General features: G+C 75.5%; 14 protein-coding genes and 1 pseudogene. 10 read left to right on the top strand and 5 right to left on the bottom strand.

From position 1 onward, the window contains the following. Positions 1-36: 36 nt before the first annotated feature. Together ACIRST_RS05250 and ACIRST_RS05255 are read left to right on the top strand one after the other, a co-directional pair. Positions 37-3762: a SpoIIE family protein phosphatase gene (locus ACIRST_RS05250; protein ID WP_402800209.1), complete on the top strand. Its 3726-nt coding sequence runs from the start codon at positions 37-39 to the stop codon at positions 3760-3762. Positions 3763-3874: 112 nt separating this feature from the next. Beyond that, on the top strand, positions 3875-4279 hold the full coding sequence (locus ACIRST_RS05255) for a nuclear transport factor 2 family protein (protein WP_402800211.1): 405 nt from the start codon (positions 3875-3877) through the stop codon (positions 4277-4279). 84 nt (positions 4280-4363) lie between these two features. Here ACIRST_RS05255 and ACIRST_RS05260 read toward each other — a convergent pair whose 3' ends face one another. The 3 genes from ACIRST_RS05260 to ACIRST_RS05270 all read right to left on the bottom strand — a co-directional run bounded on the left by ACIRST_RS05260 (position 4364) and on the right by ACIRST_RS05270 (position 7430). Further along, the gene (locus ACIRST_RS05260) at positions 4364-5491 is read right to left on the bottom strand and encodes an S-adenosylmethionine:tRNA ribosyltransferase-isomerase (RefSeq protein WP_402800212.1); all 1128 of its coding nucleotides are present in this window, start codon (positions 5489-5491) and stop codon (positions 4364-4366) included. Beyond that, positions 5488-6273 carry an SDR family NAD(P)-dependent oxidoreductase gene (locus ACIRST_RS05265; RefSeq protein WP_402800214.1) on the bottom strand — a complete coding sequence of 262 codons (786 nt, stop codon included), beginning with the start codon at positions 6271-6273 and terminating at the stop codon, positions 5488-5490. Before ACIRST_RS05265 ends, ACIRST_RS05260 begins: the two co-directional genes overlap by 4 nt. Positions 6274-6362: 89 nt before the next feature. Further along, positions 6363-7430, bottom strand: a complete 1068-nt coding sequence (locus ACIRST_RS05270; RefSeq protein ID WP_402800216.1) for a pseudouridine synthase — start codon at positions 7428-7430, stop codon at positions 6363-6365. 354 nt (positions 7431-7784) lie between these two features. On the opposite strand from ACIRST_RS05270, the gene ACIRST_RS05275 reads away from it, so the two are divergent. The 3 genes from ACIRST_RS05275 to ACIRST_RS05285 all read left to right on the top strand — a co-directional run bounded on the left by ACIRST_RS05275 (position 7785) and on the right by ACIRST_RS05285 (position 10543). Further along, the gene (locus ACIRST_RS05275; protein ID WP_350525015.1) at positions 7785-8873 is read left to right on the top strand and encodes a PP2C family protein-serine/threonine phosphatase; all 1089 of its coding nucleotides are present in this window, start codon (positions 7785-7787) and stop codon (positions 8871-8873) included. A gap of 175 nt (positions 8874-9048) precedes the next feature. Continuing rightward, the gene (locus tag ACIRST_RS05280) at positions 9049-9438 is read left to right on the top strand and encodes a DUF3224 domain-containing protein (RefSeq protein WP_402800219.1); all 390 of its coding nucleotides are present in this window, start codon (positions 9049-9051) and stop codon (positions 9436-9438) included. A 103-nt stretch (positions 9439-9541) separates the two neighbouring features. Then, the gene (locus ACIRST_RS05285) at positions 9542-10543 is read left to right on the top strand and encodes a DUF5995 family protein (RefSeq protein ID WP_402800220.1); all 1002 of its coding nucleotides are present in this window, start codon (positions 9542-9544) and stop codon (positions 10541-10543) included. Here ACIRST_RS05285 and ACIRST_RS05290 read toward each other — a convergent pair. Then, the gene (locus ACIRST_RS05290) at positions 10504-11943 is read right to left on the bottom strand and encodes a GuaB1 family IMP dehydrogenase-related protein (protein ID WP_350525018.1); all 1440 of its coding nucleotides are present in this window, start codon (positions 11941-11943) and stop codon (positions 10504-10506) included. The genes ACIRST_RS05285 and ACIRST_RS05290 overlap by 40 nt on opposite strands. A 259-nt stretch (positions 11944-12202) precedes the next feature. Here ACIRST_RS05290 and ACIRST_RS05295 point away from each other — a divergent pair, with 259 nt between their 5' ends. The 3 genes from ACIRST_RS05295 to ACIRST_RS05305 all read left to right on the top strand — a co-directional run bounded on the left by ACIRST_RS05295 (position 12203) and on the right by ACIRST_RS05305 (position 15444). Beyond that, the gene (locus ACIRST_RS05295; RefSeq protein ID WP_402800222.1) at positions 12203-13744 is read left to right on the top strand and encodes an SDR family NAD(P)-dependent oxidoreductase; all 1542 of its coding nucleotides are present in this window, start codon (positions 12203-12205) and stop codon (positions 13742-13744) included. A gap of 21 nt (positions 13745-13765) precedes the next feature. Further along, on the top strand, positions 13766-14239 hold the full coding sequence (locus ACIRST_RS05300; RefSeq protein ID WP_402800224.1) for an NUDIX hydrolase: 474 nt from the start codon (positions 13766-13768) through the stop codon (positions 14237-14239). 548 nt (positions 14240-14787) lie between these two features. Then, positions 14788-15444, top strand: coding sequence for a hypothetical protein (locus tag ACIRST_RS05305; RefSeq protein WP_402800227.1), 657 nt, complete (start codon positions 14788-14790; stop codon positions 15442-15444). A gap of 119 nt (positions 15445-15563) precedes the next feature. On the opposite strand, the gene ACIRST_RS05310 is transcribed toward ACIRST_RS05305, so the two are convergent. Further along, positions 15564-16262 carry a YoaK family protein gene (locus ACIRST_RS05310; RefSeq protein WP_402800230.1) on the bottom strand — a complete coding sequence of 233 codons (699 nt, stop codon included), beginning with the start codon at positions 16260-16262 and terminating at the stop codon, positions 15564-15566. A 249-nt stretch (positions 16263-16511) separates the two neighbouring features. Between ACIRST_RS05310 and ACIRST_RS05315 the strand changes: the two are divergent. Both ACIRST_RS05315 and ACIRST_RS05320 read left to right on the top strand, forming a co-directional pair. After that, positions 16512-17228, top strand: a pseudogene (locus ACIRST_RS05315) (ABC transporter ATP-binding protein); the annotation flags it as partial. Between the two features lie 200 nt (positions 17229-17428). Then, a complete protein-coding gene (locus ACIRST_RS05320; RefSeq protein WP_402800232.1) occupies positions 17429-20167 on the top strand; it encodes an FtsX-like permease family protein in 2739 nt (912 codons plus the stop codon). The last annotated feature ends 144 nt before the right edge of the window (positions 20168-20311 follow it).

A 20311-nucleotide genomic window follows, 5' to 3' on the forward strand; every position in this document is an offset into this window, starting at 1 on the left:
GGCGGCCCGGGGCCGCGTGCGAAGATGGCAGGGCTGGTGGGAACGATCTCCGGACGGTTCTGGGACGGTTCTCTGGCCATGGTGAACGACAACGCGCAGCGCGGGGCGGAGCCGCGGCAGGACGCCCTGCTGATGGTTCCGATCGCCACGGCGCTGATCGCCGCCGACGGGCGGATCCTGCACTGGAGCAGCGACGCGGAGGCGCTGCTCGGTCACCCCGTGGAAGAGGCGGTCGGGACGAAGGCGGCCAAGCTGCTGACCACCGACGAGGAGCGGCCCGAGGTCCTCCAGCTGTTCCAGCGGATCCTCGCGGGCCGGGCCTGGACCGGCGTGTTCCCGGTGCGCCACCGCGACGGGCACATGGTGAACCTGGAGTTCCGCACCCACCCGATCCGCGGGCCCGGCGGTGAGCCGCTGGTGCTGGCGGTGGCCTCCGAGGTGACCACGCTGCGCCGGATCCAGGCGGACCTCGCCGTGCTGGACGGTTTCTTCACGCAGGCCCCGGTCGGCATGGCCGTGTACGACACCGAGCTGCGGTTCATCCGGCTGAACGAGGCGTTGGCCCGGGCCAACGGCCTGTCCCCCGAGGAGCACGTGGGGCACCGGCTCAGCGAGGTACTGCCCGGGATCAACGGCGCGGAGTCCGAGGCGGTGATGCGCCGGGTGCTGGAGAGCGGCGAGCCCGTGGTGGACGCCCGCTCGCACGGCCGGACCCCGGGCGACCCGCAGCACGACCACGCCTGGTCGGCCTCCTACTTCCGCCTGGAGGACCGCAGCGGGCGGGTGCTCGGCGTGAGTTCGACCGTCATCGACGTCACCGAGCGGTTCCGGGCCGACGCCCGGGCGGCCCGCGCCCAGGAGCGGCTGGCCCTGCTGGTCGACGCGACCGCGTCCATCGGCACCACCCTCGACCTGCGGCAGACCGCCCGGGAGCTGGCCGACGCGATGGTGCCCAGACTCTCCGACATCAGCGGGGTGTTCGCCCTGGAGGCGCTGGTGGCCGGCCGCAACGTCGAGCCGCCCGCCCTGGACGCCCCGCAGCTGGTGCGCCGGCTGGCGCTGGCCACCGCGGACCCGCTCTACCCGTCGGACGCGCTGCCGGTGGACACCGTCTACGAGCTGCCGGCGGACTCCCCGTACGCCCGCGCGCTGACCACCGGGCGGACGGTGGTCATCCCGTCCTGGGAACTGCCGATGCTGAGCGAGGGCATCAACGAGAGCCGTCGGCAGGCCTTCCTCGGCGACCGGCCGCGCACGGTGCGGATCACCCCGCTGGTGGCGCGCGGCACCACCCTCGGCATGGTCGTGTACTCGCGGCGCGGTGAGCGCGAGTCCTTCGCGGAAGCCGACATCACGCTCGGCGACGAGCTGGCCTCGCGGGCCGCCGTCGCGATCGACAACGCCCGGCTGTACCTGCGCCAGCACCAGACGGTGCTGGCCCGCCAGCAGGCGCTGCGCGAGGCCAAGGCCGCGCAGGAACGCCTCGCGCTGGTCAACGTGGCCTCCACCCGGATCGGCACCACGCTCGATCTCGCCCAGACCGCGCAGGAGTTGGCCGAGGTGGCGACGCCCAGGCTGGCCGACACGGTGGTGGTGGAGGTGCTGGACGACCTGGTGCGCGGCGAGCGCGAGGCCCGCGCCCCGGCAGACGGTTCGGCGCTGCTGCAGCGGATGGCCTTCCACTCGGTGCACGGCTCGACCCTGCAGCCGATCGCCCGCACCGGCAACGTGCACCGTTTCCCGTCCGGCTCGCCGTACGCCTGGAGCCTGGCGCACCGCGAACCGGTGCTGGTGCCGCGGATGGACGAGGAGGGCCTGGCCTGGTTCGCCGAGGACCCGGTGCGCACCGCCGCCATCCGGGAGCAGAACGTGCGCTCGCTGATGGTGGTCCCGCTGATCGCGCGCGGCACCCCGGTCGGTGTCGCGGGCTTCTACCGGACCCTCGTCGAGCGGCCGTACGGGGACGACGACCTCGCGCTGGCCGGGGAGTTGGCGGTACGGGCCGCCGTCTCCATCGACAACGCGCTGCTGTTCACCCGCGAACGCGACGCGGCGGCCGCCCGGCAGCGGGCCCTGGACGAGGCGTGGGCCGCCCAGCAGCGGCTGTCGCTGCTGAACGAGGCCAGCAACCGGATCGGCACCACGCTCGATCTGCACCGCACCGCCCAGGAGTTGGTGGAGGTGGTGATCCCGCGCTTCGCCGACTTCGTCACCGTGGACCTGCGCGACGCCGTGCTCAGCGGCGAGGAGCCCGGGGCCGTCCCGCCGGAGGGGCGGGTGCTGATGCGCGCGGTGGCGGTCGGCGAGGTGACCGAGGAGGGCAGCATGACGGAGGCCGCCGACCAGGTGGGCGAGACCTCCCAGTCCGCCCGGCTGTACGCGCAGAGCCTGCGCACCCGCCGCTCGATCCTGGTGTCCGAGGTGACCGAGGACGAGCTGCGCCGGATCGTCGCCTCCCCCGACCGGGTGCAGCCGGGGCTGGACGCCGGGTTGCACTCGTACCTGATGGTGCCGCTGGTGGCGCGCGGGCACGTGCTGGGCGGCGCGGAGTTCGTCCGGACCCGCAACCCGGCGCCGTTCGGCCCGGCGGACCGCTCGCTGGCCGAGGAGCTGGCCGCGCGCACCGCGCTCGCGATCGACAACAGCCGGCTCTATCGCCGGGAGCGGGACACCGCGCTGATGCTGCAGCGCAGTCTGCTGCCGCAGGAGGTGCACCGCACCCTCGGCCTGGAGATCGCCTACCGCTACCTGCCCAGCAGCGTGGTCAGCGAGGTCGGCGGCGACTGGTTCGACGTGGTGCCGCTCTCCTCCGGACGGGTCGCCCTGATCGTCGGCGACGTCATGGGCCACGGCATCCGGGCCGCCGCGACCATGGGCCAACTGCGGACGGCGGCACGGACGTTGATCACGCTGGACCTGGACCCGGCGCGGGTGCTGCACCGGCTGGACGAGGCCACCACGGCCGTCGGCGAAGGGCAGTTCGCCACCTGCGTCTGCGTGGTCTACGACCCGGTGGACCGCCACTGCACCGCGGCCAGCGCCGGGCACCTGCCGCCCGTGGTCGCCGACACCGAGGGCCGGGCGCAGCTGATCGAGCTGCCCACCGGCACCCCGTTGGGCGTCGGCGGAGTCCCCTTCGAGAGCGCCGAGTTCACCCTCCCCGAGGAGGGCATCCTGGTGCTCTACACCGACGGCCTGGTCGAGCGCCGGGGCCGCGACCTCGACGAGGGTCTGCAGTTGCTCCGCCGCACGGTCGCCGACCGGCAGCGTTCGCTGGAGCAGACCTGCGACGCCGTGCTGACCCGGCTCACCGGCCGCACCAGCGAGGACGACATCGCCGTCATCATGGCGCAGGTCCGCCCGCACGGCGCGGACCGGATCGCCACCCTGCCGCTCACCGGCGACCGCGCGATGGTCGCGCACTCGCGCCGCTTCACCCGCGAGACGCTGGAGGCCTGGGGGCTCGGCGCGCTCGCCGACTGGGCCGAACTGCTCACCAGCGAGCTGATCACCAACGCCCTGGTGCACGCAGGGTCCCCCACCCAGCTGCGGCTGTTCTGCAACCGGGTGCTCACCGTCGAGGTCGCCGACCAGGAGGCCGAGACGCCCCGGATCCGCCGCGCCCGCTCCGAGGACGAGGGCGGCCGGGGCATCCACCTGGTCAACGAGCTCGCGCACCGCTGGGGCAGCCGTCGGACCGCCGACGGCAAGGTGGTCTGGTTCGAGCTGGAGCTGCCTCCGGGGGCCTCCTCGGCTGCATGAACAACGGACGGTTGTCGGGCCGCCGCCACGGTTGTTGGCCCGTCGGCGGGCCCGGGCGGTTACCTGGTGCCACGGCGGGACAGCCCCGACCGGACCGACCAGAGGAGCCACCATGCAGCACCCCGACGCCCGCACCGTCGTCACCGACTACGTCACCCTCATCGCGGGCGGCGACCGCGAAGCCGCGATCGCCCTGTTCGCCGAGGACGCCACCTGGACCTACCCGGGCCGGCTCGCCATCTCCCGCACCTGGCGCGGCAAGCAGGAGATCTTCGGCGACTTCCTCGGCCGGATCGGCGACTACTTCGCCGCCGACGGCCTGCCCGTCATCACCCTCACCCACGTCCTCGCCGACGGCCCGCAGGCGGTCGCCGAGTGGACCACCGTCGGCACGGCCGCGAACGGCGAGCCGTACGAGAACCACTGCCTGGGCGTCTTCACCGTCGAGGACGGCCGGATCACCGCCGTCCGCGAGTACCTGGACACCGACCACGTCGCCCGCACCCTGCTGGCGTGACGGGGCATGGCATGGCGTGGCATGGCATGGCGGGGCGTGACGTGGCGGGGCCCGGGCCGGGAGCGCGCCGGGTCCGGGCCGGGCTCAGTCCGGCAGCAGGAGGTTGACGTCGCCGAACTCGTGCCACAGGTAGCGGTGCCGGACGGCCTCCCGGTAGCAGGCGGCGAGGAGGGGGCGGCCGGCGACGGCGGCGAGCATCAGGAGGTGGGAGGCGCGCGGTTCGTGCCAGCCGGTGAGCAGGCCGTCGACGGCGCGCACGCCGCGCTCGGGGGTGATCACCAACTCCGTCCAGCCGTCGGCCTCCCGGAGCGAGCCGTCCGCTGCCGCGGCGGACTCCAGGGCGCGGACCACGGTGGTCCCGACGGCGATCACCCGGCCGCCGTCGGCCCGGACGTGGCCGGCCAGGCGGGCGGTGGCGGCGGGGACGTGGAAGCGTTCGGCGTACGGGGCCTCGTGCGCCTCGGGCGAGGCCACCCCGGTGTGCAGGGTGACCGGCGCGACCAGCACCCCCCGGGCGGCCAGCCGGGCCACCACCTCGGCGGTGAACGGGCGGGCCGCGCTGGGCATCTCGCTGCTGCCGGGGACGGTCGCGAAGACCGTCTGGTAGGCGTCGATCGGCCACTCGCGGTCCACGTAGCCGTAGCGGATCGCCCGGCCGTGCGCCGCCAGATACGGCAACAGCTGGGCCGGAAGGGCGAGTTCGGCGTACCAGAGGCGGGCGGTGAGGGCCCGGGTCAGCACCGCCGCACCACCCGCGGGCAGGGCGACCCGCAGGCCCGCGCGGGCCGGGGACTCCTCCGGCGGGTAGTACGCCGCCGCCTGCCCGGGCACGACGCGGCGCAGCTCGACCAGGTGGGCGCCGTGCCGGTCCGGCTGGGCGGAGGAGAGGTGCACCGCGACGGGTGTGCCGTCGGGCAGCCGCCCGGGCAGCGCGGCCGGCAGGGTCGCCGAGTTGTTGACCACCAGCAGGTCCCCCGGGCCCAGCACCTCGGGCAGGTCGGTGAAGCGGTGGTGCTCGACGGCGCCGGTGGTACGCCGGCCGACCAGCATCCGCACGCCGTCCCGGGCCGTGCCGCGTGCCTCCGCCGGCGCCCGGGCGGACAACTCGGGCGGGACGGTGAGGCCGGAGTCGAACCCGTCGAACCCGTCGATCCCGTCGAACCCGTCGATCCCGGAGTCGGACCCGGAGCCGAAGTCGGTGGTCGCGGTCATCGCCCACCCCGGTCGGCTGCCGGGACGGCCGGGTCCGCCACCGGGACGGCCAGGTCCTCGGCCCGGTAGCGGCCGGACGGGGCGCGGTCGCGGAGCAGGCCGAGCAGGAGCGGCGCCACCTGCTCGGGCAGTGGCTCACCGGAGATGTCGTCGCCCGGGCTCGCCTCCTGGAGCATCCGGGTGCGCATGCTGCCCGGGTCGACCGCCCAGACCCGCAACTCCGGCTCCTCCCGGGCGAGGACGGCGGTGGCGAGGTCGAGCGCGGCCTTGCTGGCGCCGTAGCCGCCCCAGCCGGCGTAGGCCTCCACCGCGGCGTCGGAGCTGATGTTGAGGACGGCGCCGGCGTGCCCGCGCAGCTGGGGCAGGACGAGCTGGGTGAGGGCGATCGGGGCGAGCGCGTTCACCTCGAAGGTCTCCAGCAGGTCCGGCAGCGGGTGGTCGGCCAGCCGGGGCAGCGGCTCGGATCCGGGGGCGGCGGCGCCGTTGAGCGTGCCGGCGTTGTTGACCAGCAGGCTCGCGCCGCCGAGGCGCTCGGCGGCCTCGGCGAGGCGGGCGCGGTGGTCGTCGTCGACGACGCTGCCGGGCAGCGCGACGACCTTGGTGACGGCGGCCAGGTCCGCCTCGGCGGCGGCGAGTCCGGCCGCGCCCCTGGCGGTGATCACCAGCTGCCAGCCGTCGGCGGCGAGGGCGTGCGCGAGGGCCAGGCCGAGGCCCCGGGAGGCGCCGGTGACCAGAGCGACGGGGGCGGTGTGCGGTGCGGCGGTGCGCTGTGCGGCGTTCATGCGGCAACCATCCCGCCGCCGGGCGGGCGGCGGATCGGCCACCGGGACCGGGACCGGGTCGGACGTTGGGACTAGTCCGCCGGACGGTCCTAGGACTCCCCGACGGGCTCCCGGACGGCCTTCCGGACGGGCTCCCGGGACGGCTCTCCGACGGACCGCCCGGCGGGCTCCCCGACCGGCTCCCCGACCGGCTCCCCGGCGGGCCCGACGCCGGGGCCTTCGGCCCACGCCTGCGGGTCGGTCCAGGCCGCCAGGGTGCGGCGGCTCTCGAAGCGGCGTTCGCGGCCGGTCAGCGGGTCGGTGAACTCGACCGCCGAGGCGAGCAGTTGCAGCGGGCGGCGGAAGTCGTCCGGGGCCGTCTCCGGCAGCACCACCGGGTACACCGGGTCACCGAGGATCGGCAGTCCGAGGCCGCTCATGTGCAGCCGCAGCTGGTGCGTGCGTCCGCTGAGCGGGCGCAGCCGGTAGCGGGCCAGGCCGTTGCGGCGCTCCAGCAGGTCGATCCGGCTCTCGCTGTTCGGCGGCGCGTCGATCTCCTGCGCGGCGATCACCCCGCGCTCCTTGACGATGTGGCTGCGCACGGTGCGCGGCAGGCTCAGCTCCGGGTCGTACGGGGCGATCGCCCGGTACTCCTTGCGCACCAGGCGGTCGCGGAACAGCGTCTGGTACGCGCCGCGGTCCTCGGGGCGGACCACGAACATGGCCAGGCCGGCGGTGAGCCGGTCCAGGCGGTGCGCGGGGCTGAGCTCGGGCAGCTCCAGGGCGTGCCGCAGCCGGGAGAGCGCCGTCTCGGTGACGTGGCTGCCGCGCGGGGTGGTGGCCAGGAAGTGCGGCTTGTCCACGACCACCAGGTGCTCGTCGCGGTGCAGCACGACCAGGTCGAAGGGGACGCGCACCTCCGGCGGGAGGTCCCGGTGGAACCACAGGTGCGTACCTGGGCGGAACGGTTCGTCCGGGGTGATCGGGCCGTGCTCGCCGACGATCTCGCCGTCGCGCAGCGCGGCGTCGATCCGCGCGGCCGGGACGGCGGGCAGCCGCTCGACCAGGTGGTCGCGCACGGTCGGCCAGGGGCCTTCCGGCGGCAGCCGGAGGTGCACCGGGTCCACGCCGTGGCGCTGCGGGAGGGGGGAGGCCGGGCGGCGGCTCTTGCGTCTCATCTCCCGGCCCAGCGTAGTGCGCGGCCCCGCCGGAGCCGCGGGCGAGGTGCGGCCGCGTCCGGCGGGCGGGGCGCCGCCGTTCGTGGGCGCGGGGTTGCCGCCGTCCGGCGGGCGAGGCTGCCTCCGTTCGCGGGCGCGGGGTTGCCTCCGTTCGCAGGCAGGGGCGCCGCCGCCGTCCGCGGCCGGGGGCCGGACCGGACCCGGTCGAGGTGCTGACCCGGGTCGGGGCGGGGAGAGTGGACCGGTGGCCCCCGCACCCCCGGGGGCCGCCGACCATCCGCCCATCCCCGCCGGCCCCGCGCCGGCCGTCTGCCGGACCCCGGTCGGACCTTCCGACGGACCACAGGAGGACGCGTGACCGCCGACGGCCCGGACGGGGTGCCGCCGCTGCACCTGCCCCGACGGACCCGGATGCTGCTGTACGGCTCGCTCCTGCTGCTGGTCGCCGCCGTGGTGGCCGCCCTGGCCATCGGCCCCGGGACCACCCTGGCGCCGCTGCTCGCGGTGGCCCCCGTCCTCGCCGGGGCCACCACCCGGCGGGCCCGGGTGCCGCTGCTGGTCGGCGCGGCGGCGCTGCTCGCGGTCGGGCTGCTGGAGTCGGCCAACGCGCAGCTGCCGCTCTCCGTCCGGATCAGCGTGCCGGTCACGGTGCTGGCCTCGACGCTGGCCAGCGCCGCCAGCGTCGTCCTGGTGGCGGCCCGCGAACGGGAGCTGTTCCAGGTCCGGACGGTGTCCGAGGCGGCGCAGCGGGCCCTGCTGCGGCCGCCGGCCGAGCGGATCGGGCCGCTGCGGGTGGCGGTGCGCTACGTCGCGGCCGCGGCCGAGGCGCGGATCGGCGGGGACCTGTACGCCGTGGTGGAGACCCGCTTCGGGGTGCGGATCCTGCTCGGGGACGTCCAGGGGCACGGGCTCCCCGCGGTGGAGACGGCCGCGGACGTCCTGGGGGTGTTCCGGGAGGCCGCGCGGACCGAGCCCGACCCCGGACGGCTCGCGGAGCGGCTGGACGCGGCGCTCACGGCCCGCCCGGACGGGGACCGGTTCGCCACCGCGGTGCTGCTCGACGTGGCGCCGGACCGGGGGCCGGTGCGGGTGGTGAACTGCGGCCACCCGTCCCCGCTGCTGCGCCGGGCGGGCCGGGTGAGCGAGCTGGAGCCCCCGTTCCCGGCGCCGCCGCTGGGGCTGCTCTCGCTGACCGGCGAGGAGTATCCGACGCGGCGCTTCGACCCGGAGCCGGGCGACCTGCTGCTCCTGCACACCGACGGCGTGTCGGAGGCCCGGGACGCCGGCGGGCGGTTCTACCCGCTGGCACAGCGGCTGCCCGGACTGCACGGCGGGAGCCCGGCGGACGTGCTGGACGCCGTGCTGACGGACGTCGGCGGCTGGGTCGGGGACTCCGGGCTGGCCGACGACGCGGCGGTGCTGGCGGTGCGCTGGGAGCCGTGACCGGGAGCCGTGCCGGGCGGCGCCGGGCGCTCGGGCCTTTCGTGCTTGGGTCCTTGGGTGCTCGGCCGCTCGGCCGCTCGGGCGCGATTGTCAGTGCCGTGTGCCAGGCTCGGTACGCGATCGGCGGGGAGCCCGCCGGCGGGACGTGTTGCGCAATCGACGAGGGGACTGTGCCATGGGGTCCAGGGCCGAGGGGTCGTTCGAACTGACGGCGTTCGAACCGGTGGAGACGGAGGAGCGCGAGGGCGCGTCCTTCGGGCGGATCCGGATCGCCAAGACCTTCACGGGCGCGCTGAGCGGGACGAGCGAGGTGCGGATGCTCTCCGTCGGAGGCCCCTCCGGCGGCCCGGCGTCGTACGTCGCGGTGGAGCACGTGACGGGTGAACTGGACGGCCGCAAGGGCTCGTTCGTGCTCCAGCACGCGGCCTGGGACACCGCCGCCACGACGATACGCGTGGTGCCGGGCACGGGCGCGGGCGAGCTGGCCGGGATCACCGGGGAGTTCCACCTGACCGTCGACGAGTCCGGCGCCCACACCTTCGTCCTGGAGTACGAGCTGGGCTGAGGCGCGCCGCCCGGCCGGGCCCCGGCGTGCCGTGCCCGTGCGGCGCCGGGCCGCACTGTCACGATGATGCGATCAGTGCACGATCGACATCGGAGGGTGGCACATGCCCGACACGGCGGTGGATCGTACGACGGCAGCCGACGCGGCCACCGGCACAGGGACAGCCACGGCCACGGCCACGGCCACCGGCACGGCCACGGAGGAATCCGCCCGCGCGGAGGCCGACACGGTGGAGGAGGTGCTCGGCCGACTGCGGGAGATCGGGGCAGGGCTGCCCGAGGCCGACGGCGTGGCGGTGTTCAACCGGCTCTACCTCGATGTCACGGCGGCGGTCCGCGACCGGCTCGCCGGCGGGTACTTCGCCGACCCCGCGGCGATGGCCGAGCTGGACGTGCTGTTCGCCCGGCGGTACCTGCGGGCCGTGGCCGCCGACGCGGCCGGGCGGGAGCCGCCCGCCTGCTGGCGGGCCCTGTTCGCGCTGCGCGCCCACCCGGGCGTGCACCCGCTGCAGTTCGCCCTGGCCGGGATGAACGCCCACATCCAGCACGACCTGCCGCTGGCCGTCGTGGACACCTGCCACCGCCGGGGCTGCGGACCGGCCGCGGTCGAGGAGGACTACCACCGGATCAACGGGGTGCTGGCCGAGGTGGAGACGGCCGTCCGGGAGCGGCTGATGCCCGGGCCCGACCTGCTGGAGCACGCCGAGCCGCTCACCCACCTGCTCGGCACCTGGTCGGTCGAGACCGCCCGCGAGGGGGCCTGGTCCGCCGTCGAGGCGCTCTGGGAGCTGCGGCACCTGCCCGGCGCGGCCCGGGCCTTCGCCACCGCGCTGGACGGCTCGGTCGGCCTGCTCGGCCGCGCCCTGCTGCTCCCGCTGGGGCTGCGCGGCGGACGGGACGCCCCCGGACCGGCGCCGGCCGGCCGGCTCCCCGAGGCGAGGAACCGGCCGGCCGGTGGATCATCCGCCGGAGCGGACGGTGGCGGAGCCGACGGTGGTGGACCGGGCAGCGACGCAGCAGGCACCGAGGCGGCGGGCGTCTGCGCCGCGGCCGCGGCCGCGGTCGATCAGGCCCAGCTGGAGTGCAGCGGCTTGCCCTCGGCGTAGCCGGCCGCGCTCTGGACGCCCACGATCGCCTTCTCGTGGAACTCCTCCAGGCTGTTGGCGCCCGCGTAGGTGCAGGAGCTGCGCACGCCGGCGATGATCGAGTCGATCAGGTCCTCGACGCCCGGGCGAGCCGGGTCGATGAACATCCGGGAGTGCGAGATGCCCTCCTCGAACAGCGCCTTGCGGGCCCGGTCGTACGAGGAGTCCTGGGCGGTGCGGTTGCTGACCGCGCGGGCCGAGGCCATGCCGAAGCTCTCCTTGTACTGGCGGCCGTCGGCGGCGGTCTGCAGGTCGCCCGGGGACTCGTACGTCCCGGCGAACCAGGAGCCGATCATCACGTTGGAGGCGCCGGCGGCCAGCGCCATCGCGACGTCGCGCGGGTGCCGCACGCCGCCGTCCGCCCACACGTGCTTGCCGAGCCGGCGCGCCTCGGCGGCGCACTCCAGGACGGCGGAGAACTGCGGCCGGCCGACGCCGGTCATCATCCGGGTGGTGCACATGGCGCCCGGGCCGACGCCGACCTTGAGGATGTCGGCGCCCGCCTCGACGAGGTCGCGGACACCGGCGGCGGAGACCACGTTGCCGGCCACGATCGGGATCTGCGGGTCCAGGCCGCGCACCGCGCGCAGCGCGCTGATCATGGACTCCTGGTGGCCGTGCGCGGTGTCGACCACCAGCACGTCGGCACCGGCCTCGATCAGGGCCTTGGCCTTGCCCGCGACGTCGCCGTTGATGCCGACGGTGGCGGCGATCCGCAGCTTGCCGGCCGCGTCCACGGCCGGGGTGTACAGGGTGGCGCGCAGCGCGCCCTTGCGGGTGAGGATGCCGACCAGGCGGCCCTCGCCGTCGACCACCGGGGCGAGCTTGCGGTGCCCCTCGGTGAGCTTCTCGAAGGCGGCGCGCGGGTCGATGGACTCGTCGAGCAGCAGCAGGTCGCGGGACATGATGTCGGCGAGGCTGGTGAAACGGTCCACGCCCTGGCAGTCGGAGTCGGTGACCACGCCGACCGGCTTGCCGTCCTCGACGACCACGAGCGCGCCGTGCGCGCGCTTGGGCAGCAGCGAGAGCGCCTCGGCGACGGTGGCGCCCGGGGCGAGGGTGATCGGGGTGTCGAACACCAGGTGGCGCTGCTTGACCCAGGAGATGACCTCGGCGATGACCTCGGTGGGGATGTCCTGCGGGATGGCGACCAGTCCGCCGCGGCGGGCGACGGTCTCGGCCATCCGGCGGCCGGCGATGGCGGTCATGTTGGCCACGACCAGCGGGATGGTGGTGCCGGTGCCGTCGTTCGAGGAGAGGTCCACGCCCTGCCGGGAGCCCACGGCGGAACGGCTGGGGACCATGAAGACGTCGTCGTACGTGAGGTCGTACGAGGGCTTGAGGTCGTTCAGGAAGCGCATGAAGGGGGCTCTCTGGCTGGGAGAAATTACACCTCGGGTGCGGTTGCGGCGATGCCGTCGGGGCGCACTCGGGCGCCCTGCACCCAGCATTCGATTCTCCGTGAGGGCGGGGGCAAAAGCCAGTTCGAGGAACATTGCTGGGGCTGTGCACAAACCGTGATCAAAGCTCCGCGCGTAGACCTGGAGGATCATCCAAAGACTGCCTCCGACGTCGGCTTTTCGCCCCGGTCGGGACGACTCCCGTAGCATTCACGCGGTAATGGGCGAGGCGAACGGGAAAGCGGCAGCAGGCGTGGGCATCGGGCAGACGGACATCCAGCACGGCCAGGACGAGGGCACCGAGGAGGAGATCGACTACGGTCCCGGCCTCGACCCCGAACGGCTGAAGCTCTGCCTCGACGTGATCGCCGAGCTCGACGAGCTGCACGTCGACCACCCGGACGCGATCACCGTCCGGCAGGCCGTGGGCGGCATATTCCGCACCCTCAAGCAGCGCCGCCGCCAGGAGACCCGGGCCCGCAAGACCGCCAACGACCGCGCGGTCACCGCCCGCACCGCCACCGGTGCGCCGACCCGGATCGACGACGAGACGGCCGGCGCCTTCGGCCTGACCACCGTCACCACCACCGAGATCGCCGGGATCCTGGAGCGCCCGCGCTCCTGCTACACCTGCAAGCAGCGGTACGTCGAGGTCGACGCGTTCTACCACAACCTCTGCCAGAAGTGCGCGGTGCTCAACCGCTCCCGCCGCGACGCCCGCGCCGACCTCACCGGCAAGCGTGCGCTGCTCACCGGCGGCCGGGCCAAGATCGGCATGTACATCGCGCTGATGCTGCTGCGCGACGGCGCCCACACCACCATCACCACCCGCTTCCCCAACGACGCCATCCGCCGCTTCAAGGCGATGCCGGACAGCGCCGACTGGATCCACCGCCTCAAGATCATCGGCATCGACCTGCGCGACCCGGCCCAGGTCATGGCCCTCGCCGACGAGGTCGCCGCCGACGGCCCGCTGGACATCCTGATCAACAACGCCGCGCAGACCGTGCGCCGCCCGCCGGAGTCCTACCGCGAGCTGGTCAACGCCGAGTCCGCCCCGCTGCCGGCCGGCGAGCTGCCGCAGGCCACCACCATCGGCCGCTTCGGCAGCGGCGGCGTCGCCCTGCCCGAACTCCCCCACCAGGCGACCGGCGGCGAGCAGCGGCTGGCCGCCGAGGACGTCACCTCGCTCGCGCTGGTCACCGGCTCCGCCACCCCCGCCCGGATCGAGGCCGGCACCGCGATCGACGCCGGCGGCCTGGTGCCCGACCTCGCGGACACCAACAGCTGGGTGCAGACCGTCAGCGAGGTCGGCCCGGTCGAACTGCTGGAGGTGCAGCTCTGCAACTCCACCGCGCCGTTCATCCTGATCAGCCGACTGCGCCCGGCGATGGCCGCGTCCGCGTCCCGCCGCAAGTACGTGGTCAACGTCTCCGCGATGGAGGGCGTCTTCACCCGCGGCTACAAGGGCGCCGGCCACCCGCACACCAACATGGCCAAGGCCGCGCTCAACATGCTCACCCGCACCAGCGCGCAGGAGATGTTCCAGAGCGACGGCATCCTGATGACCGCCGTCGACACCGGCTGGATCACCGACGAGCGGCCGCACCCGGACAAGATGCGCCTCGCCGAGGAGGGCTTCCACGCCCCGCTCGACCTGGTCGACGGCGCGGCCCGGGTGTACGACCCGATCGTGCGCGGCGAGCAGGGCGAGGACCTGTACGGCTGCTTCCTCAAGGACTACGAGCGCGCCAACTGGTAACCATCCGAAGGAGAGCCCGAGTTGACCACCCCACCGCAGGCCGGGACGACCGCACCGATGCTCGGCGCCGGGATCATCGTGCCCACCGGGGACGGCCGGGTGCTGGTCGGCCGACGCACCACCGCCGGTGAGCCGCCCACCTGGAGCCTGCCGGGCGGCAAGGTCGACCCGGGCGAGTCCTTCGAACAGACCGCGGCCCGCGAACTCGCCGAGGAGACCGGCATCGTGCTGCCGGCCGGGGGGATGCGGGTGCTCGCCGTGCACCTCGACCACGAGCTCGGCCGGCCGCGGCTGACCGCCGCCGTCCTGGCCCCGCCCAGCCTGGCCGAGGCGGTGGTCACCGAGCCGCACGCCTGCGCCGGCTGGGAGCGCTTCGCGGTGGACGAGCTGCCGGAGCCGATGTTCTACCCGTCCGCGCTGGTCCTCGGCAGCTGGCTGCCCGGCCTGGACGGCGTGCGGCGGGACGGGACGCACGGCTACCCCGTCGTCCGCTGAGCGCGGGCGACGGGGCGACCGGCGCGGTGGTCGGCTCCGTGACGGCGCTCAGCCGTTGCGGTGCCGGCCGTTGCGGCGCCAGCAGTTACGGCGCTCAGCCGTTGCGATGCCGGCACTGACGGCGCTCAGCCATTGCGGGCCGCCGCCGGCCCGGCGATCGGCGAGAATGCGGCCCTGACCGGGGAAACACCTGTTCCGGAGGCGAAGTCGCGCACGGAAAGCAGGGGGTGGCCGCGCGACCACCCCCTGCCCCGTACCTCGGCCCGGCACCCCCACGGTCGAACCGGGCCACGGCCGCGCCCAGGCACGGGGGGCGCCGCCGGTACCCAGCCTGCCCCGGCGGGGCCACTGCTGCCGAGGGCCGAACGTCCCGGCTGCGGGGCCGAGCGGCACTGGCGGGACGGACGGCGGAACGAACGACGGAAGTGGCGGCCGGCTCGCGGCGACAGCGGTCCTCCGAGCGCGCACGACTCTTGTGCCCGGGGCCCGACGGGTGGAAATTGGTGGCGAACCGCCGTACTCCCCCGCGCCCCTGAGGAGCCGTCAACGTGTCCGACACACCCCGCACGGCCAGGCCCGCGTCGCTCCCGCAGCGAACCGGCCGTCAGCTGCGGCGGGCCCTCGGTGCCCGGCACGAACCCCTCGCCCGCCCGCTCGACCGCTCCCGCGCCCGGGCCTGGCTGCTCGCCGCCCTCGGCGCGGCGCTCGTCCTCGCGGTCTCGACCGTCGGTGCACTGCTGCTGTTCCGCATCACCGCGCCCCAGGCCGACATCGAACGCGCGCGACTGCACCAGGTCGACGCCGTGATCCGCACCGTCCCCGGCCAAACCGCCGCCGGCGGCGGGCGGTTCGCCGGGGGCCACAACAGCCGGACCGAGGTCGAGGCCACCTGGACCGCCCCCGACGGCACCGCGCACGCCGGCACCGTCCAGGCCCTGCGCCCGGCCGCCGCCGGCAGCAGCGTGTCGATCTGGATCGACGCGGCCGGCGACGCCTCCCCTCCCCCGGTCGACCGCGCCGCCCTCGCCGTCTCCGCGGCCTGCGCCGGCACCGGCACCCTCCTCACTCTGCTCGCCCTCGTCGTCCTCGCCCTCCGTCTGCGCCTGCACGCCCTCGACCGCCGCGCCGAAACGGCCTGGACGGACGGCTGGTCCCGGCTCGAACCGCTCTGGAGCGGCCGCGCGGGGCACCGCCACGAGGACTGAGCCGCCCGGCACGGCGGGGCGGCAACGCCTGGCGGACGAACCCGGCTCGGGGCCCGGGGCCGCCCGGCGGGCGCACCCGACGACCCCGGACGGGCGGGCGGGGTCCGCCGCGCGCCCGCTCACAAGGGCTTGGTCCACTCCGGGGCGGGGGTGGACCCGGCGCTCCGGTGGGTGACCACGGCGACGGCGAGGAGGAGGGCGAGGGCCAGGCCGAGGGCGCCGGGGACGTCGGCGTGCAGGACGAGGACCGCGCCGAGGAGGGCACCGGCGAACATCCAGACCGCGGAGGCGAAGCGGCGGGGGCCGGTGAGGTCGGCGGCGAGGGCGGTGATCGTCATGGTGAGCACGGTGGTGGTGAGGTCGGGGATCTTCAGTGCGCGGACCACCGCGTTCTGGCCGCCCATGGCGAAGCCGAGCAGCCCGATCAGGGTGTAGCGGGCCGGGTCGGAGGTGTGGCCGACGACCGCCGCCAGGACGGTACCCGTCGCGACGAGCGCCGCCTGGACGCCGACGGCGGTGGTCAGCAGCCGGCCGCGGTGGCCGGGCAGGCGGCGGGCGAGGTGGCCGCCGGCCAGGGCGCCGAGGAGGAACGCGGCCAGGGCGGCCAGCGAGGCGATGGCGGAGAGGTTCGGCGCCCCGGCGATGGCGAAGCCGAGGAACACCACGTTGCCGGTCATGTTGGCGACGAAGACGTGACCGAGTGCGAGGTAGCTGACCGCGTCCACCACTCCGGTGACCACGGTCAGCACCAGCAGCATCAGCACCAACGGTCCGTGCTTCGGATCGGGGCTCGGCATCGGGCCTCCCAGGCGGCTCATGTGACGGTCCTTCCGTTCTACCCCCTCGGACGGGCGCCGGGCCGCCCGGCTCGGACCACGGCCGTCCGCGCCTTGCCCCGTCTCTCCCCGCCTCTCCCCGCCCCTCCCGCACCCCTGCCTCTCGCACGCCCCTCGGCTCCCCGACACCTCCCGACTCTTCTTCGACACCTTTGTAGAAGTTTGACCGAGCCCGACCCGCGGCGGGTCCGCCTTGAACTTCATCTCCCGGCATATATAGTTCACCGACATATGCAGTCGAGAAGCTCACAAGGGGGAAGTGTGTCCACCACCGATCCGGCCCGACCGGGGCCCGTCCTGCAACTGGCCAACGTCACCCGGGTGCACGGGCGGGGCGCCGCCGAGGTGCACGCCCTGCGCGGCATCGACCTGGCCGTCCACCCCGGGGAGTTCGTCGCCGTCATGGGGCCGTCCGGCTCCGGCAAGTCGACCCTGCTGACCCTGGCCGGCGGGCTGGACCGGCCCAGCGACGGCGAGGTCCTGGTGGAGGGGGTCCCGCTCGGCAAGCTCGGCCGGGGCAGGCTCGCCGACCTTCGGCGACGCTCCATCGGGTACGTCTTCCAGGACTACAACCTGATCCCGGCGCTCACCGCCGCCGAGAACATCGCCCTGCCGCGCGAACTCGACGGCGTCCCGGGGCGCCGGGCCCGCCGGGAGGCGCTGGCCGCGCTGGAGGAGCTGGGCATCGGCGAACTGGCCGACCGCTTCCCCGACGACATGTCGGGCGGCCAGCAGCAGCGCGTCGCGATCGCCCGCGCCCTGATCGGCGAGCGGCGCCTGGTGCTCGCCGACGAACCGACCGGCGCGCTCGACTCCGCCACCGGCGAGGCCGTGCTCGGGGTGCTGCGCGCCCGCTGCGACGCCGGGGCGGCCGCGATGATGGTCACCCACGAGGCCGCGCACGCCGCCTGGGCGGACCGGGTGGTCCACCTCCGGGACGGCGCGGTCGACTCCGAGAGCCGCGGCCCCCGATCCGCCCGCCACCGGTCCACCGGTCACCGGTCCGCCGACAGCCCTTCCCCCGACGCCGGTTCCGCGTACGACCGTTCCCCGTACGGCCCTTCCACCGACGACGGTTCCGCGTACGACCGTTCCCCGGACCGTCCGACGACGGGCCACCGCCCCGGCTCGATCGGCGGGGTGACGCGGTGAGGCTCGGAGCCTGGCGGGTCGCCCTGCGCATCGCCCGCCGCGACGCCCTGCGGGCCAAGGGCCGCAGCGCCCTGATCGCCGCCATGATCGCCCTTCCCGTGCTCGGCGTCACCGGCGCCGACGTGGTCCACCGCAGCGGGCAGCTCACCCCGGCCGAGCGGGTCGAGCGGGTGGTCGGCGGCGCGGACGCCCTGGTCACCGCCCTCGACCCGGGCCGCACCGTCGAACAGGCGCCGGTCGCGGAGGACGGCGTCCTCGTCGTCCAGCCCCGCCCGGGGGAGCAGCCCACCGCCGAACAGCAGAAGGGCGCGACCGCCGACCCGGTCGGCCTGGTCGGCTCGCTGCTGCCGTCCGGCAGCGCGCTCACCCCGGCCCGTCCGGGGCCGGAGAGCGGTGCGACCTCACCCGAGGGCCTGGTCCGCACGCTCACCACCGAGGCGAACCTCGCCGACCCGATCTGGCACGGCCGGATCGACCTGGTCGAGGGCCGCGCCCCGAGCGCCCCGCGCGAGGTGGCCGTCACCCGGGCGTTCCTGGACCGCTCCGGGCTCCGGCCGGGCGGCACCACCACCGTCCAGGGACTGGACGGGACGACCTTCACCATCACCGGTGTCGTGGAGCACCCGGACGAGCTCGGCCGGGTCGAACTCGTCGCCCGGCCAGGCGAGTTGCTGGACCAGCTGGCCGCCGCCCAGGCCACCGGCCGGCCCGCCGCCGAGCAGCGTCCGGCCGAGCGCGCCGCCTGGCTGGTCCGGCTGCCGTCCGGAACCGCGCTCGACTGGGCCGCGGTGCAGCGGTTCAACGCCCACGGCTTCACGCTCACCGCCCGCTCGGTGGCGCTCGCCCCGCCGCCGGAGCAGGCCGTGCCCTACTACCGCGACGCGCACCGCTTCGGCGACCTGTCGACCGGCGACAACACCGAGATCGTCGTCGCCACCGTCACCGGCATGGCGCTGCTGGAGGTCGCCCTGCTCGCCGGGCCCGCCTTCGCGGTCGGCGCCCGCCGCTCCCGCCGCCAGCTCGCCCTGCTCGGCGCCGCCGGCGGCAGCCGCACCCACGTCGGCGCGGTGGTCCTCGGCGGCGGGCTGGTCCTCGGCGCGGCCGGGGCGCTGGCCGGGGTGTCGCTCGGCACCGGGCTGGTCGCCGTGCTCCGGCCGCAGATCGAACGGGTCGGCGGCGCACGGTTCGGACACCTCGCCCTGCCGCCGCTGGACCTGCTCGCGATCGCCGGGATCGGCCTGGTCACCGCCCTGCTCGCGGCCGCACTGCCCGCCGTGCAGGCCGCCCGCCGCAGCGTCACCGCCGGACTCACCGGCCGGGACACCGTCCGCGGCCCCAGCCGCGCGGTCACCGTCGGCGGCGTGGTGCTGGTCGCCCTCGGCGGCGTCCTCGCGGTGTACGGCGCCGGTGCCGTGCAGCGCGACCTGCCGGGCGTCGGCGGCTACGACACCCGGACGCTCACCGTGCTCGGCGGCTCGGTGACCGCCGAGATCGGGCTGCTGCTCTGCACCCCGATGCTGGTCGCCCTGATCGGCCGGGCGGCCGGCAGGCTGCCGCTCGGGCCCCGGCTCGCGCTGCGCGACTCCGCCCGGCACCGCTCGCGCACCGCACCGGCGGTGGCCGCGGTGATGGCCGCGGTGGCCGGCGCCGTCGCCATCGGGGTGTACACCACCAGCACCGACGCCGAGAACCGGCGCGACTACCGGCCGCAGGCCCCGTACGGCGCCGTCCAGCTCACCAGCTCCACCGACGGGCCCCGGCTCGACCGGCTGCGCGGCGAACTGGAGGAGCAGCTGACCGGCCTCGGCCCGCGCGGCGACCTCGCCGACGTCATGTACCGCTTCTGCGAGAACTGCTCCAGCACCGTCCAGCTCAAGGGCCCGGTGAACCGGCGCAGCCTCGGCGCCCCGCCGCACCTGGCCGCCGGGGACGCCACCGTGCTGCACAACCTGTTCGCCGTCCACGACCCGGCCGCCGAACAGGCGCTGGCCGCGGGGAAGCTGCTGGTCTTCGACCGCGCCCTGCTGGGCGCCGACGGGAAGGCCGTGCTGATGCTGCGCGGCGGCAGCGGCGCGGTGCAGCCGGGCGAGGTGCCCAAGCCCGATCTCCAGGAGGTCCCGATCGACGCGGTGCTGGTCGACAACCAGGCCGCCGCGGGCTTCGCCCAGGGCATGGTGCTGCCCTCCGCGCTGCCGCGCCTCGGGCTCTCCGCACGGCCGACCGGCTCGGTCTGGCTGCCCGCCACGCCGCCCGACCGCCGGGCGCAGCAGCGCGCCGAAGCGGCTGCGATCCGGCTGGACCGGATGGCCACGCTGTCGGTCGAGCGCGGTTTCCAGCCGAAGAGCGACGCGCTCACCCTGGCGCTCACCGGCTTCGCCGGGCTGGTCGTGCTCGGCGCGGCCGGGATCGCCACCGGCCTCGCGGCCGCCGACTCCCGGCAGGACCAGGCCACCCTGGCCGCCGTCGGCGCACCGCCGCGGATCCGGCGGAGCATGGCGGGCCTGCAGTGCGCGCTGATCGCCCTGCTGGGGGCGCTGCTCGGCGCGGCCAACGGGTTCGTGCCGGCGGTGGGGCTGCTGAAGTCCCGGGCGAGCGGGTTCGGGGCCAAGCCGGCGCTGATCACCGCGCCGTGGGTCGAGCTGCTGCTGGTGGTGCTGGTGCTGCCGGTGGTCGCGGGGCTGCTCGCCGCGCTGTTCACCCGGTCCCGGATCCCGCTGGGGCGGCGGCTGTCCTGACCCCGGCCCGTCGGGTTCGATCACCGGTTGCACACGTACCGGGCACCGGTCGACACCGCTCGGACACCACCTGGGCACCACCCGGAAGACGCCGGGCGCCCGCCTCCGGAGGCCGGGGGCGGGCGCCCGGCGCTCGCCGTACCA

Origin of the sequence: Kitasatospora sp. NPDC101447 (genome assembly GCF_044767225.1) — a bacterium.
GTDB lineage: Bacteria > Actinomycetota > Actinomycetes > Streptomycetales > Streptomycetaceae > Kitasatospora.

Bases quoted from the DNA above. Each gene is read 5' to 3' on its own strand.
- ACIRST_RS05280 (WP_402800219.1), top strand. From the start codon at position 9,049: ATGGGGTCCAGGGCCGAGGGGTCGTTCGAACTGACGGCGTTCGAACCG.
- ACIRST_RS05260 (WP_402800212.1), bottom strand. From the start codon at position 5,491: ATGACCGCGACCACCGACTTCGGCTCCGGGTCCGACTCCGGGATCGAC.
- ACIRST_RS05310 (WP_402800230.1), bottom strand. From the start codon at position 16,262: ATGAGCCGCCTGGGAGGCCCGATGCCGAGCCCCGATCCGAAGCACGGA.
- ACIRST_RS05255 (WP_402800211.1), top strand. From the start codon at position 3,875: ATGCAGCACCCCGACGCCCGCACCGTCGTCACCGACTACGTCACCCTC.
- ACIRST_RS05295 (WP_402800222.1), top strand. From the start codon at position 12,203: ATGGGCGAGGCGAACGGGAAAGCGGCAGCAGGCGTGGGCATCGGGCAG.
- ACIRST_RS05270 (WP_402800216.1), bottom strand. From the start codon at position 7,430: ATGAGACGCAAGAGCCGCCGCCCGGCCTCCCCCCTCCCGCAGCGCCAC.
- ACIRST_RS05290 (WP_350525018.1), bottom strand. From the start codon at position 11,943: ATGCGCTTCCTGAACGACCTCAAGCCCTCGTACGACCTCACGTACGAC.
- ACIRST_RS05285 (WP_402800220.1), top strand. From the start codon at position 9,542: ATGCCCGACACGGCGGTGGATCGTACGACGGCAGCCGACGCGGCCACC.
- ACIRST_RS05265 (WP_402800214.1), bottom strand. From the start codon at position 6,273: ATGAACGCCGCACAGCGCACCGCCGCACCGCACACCGCCCCCGTCGCT.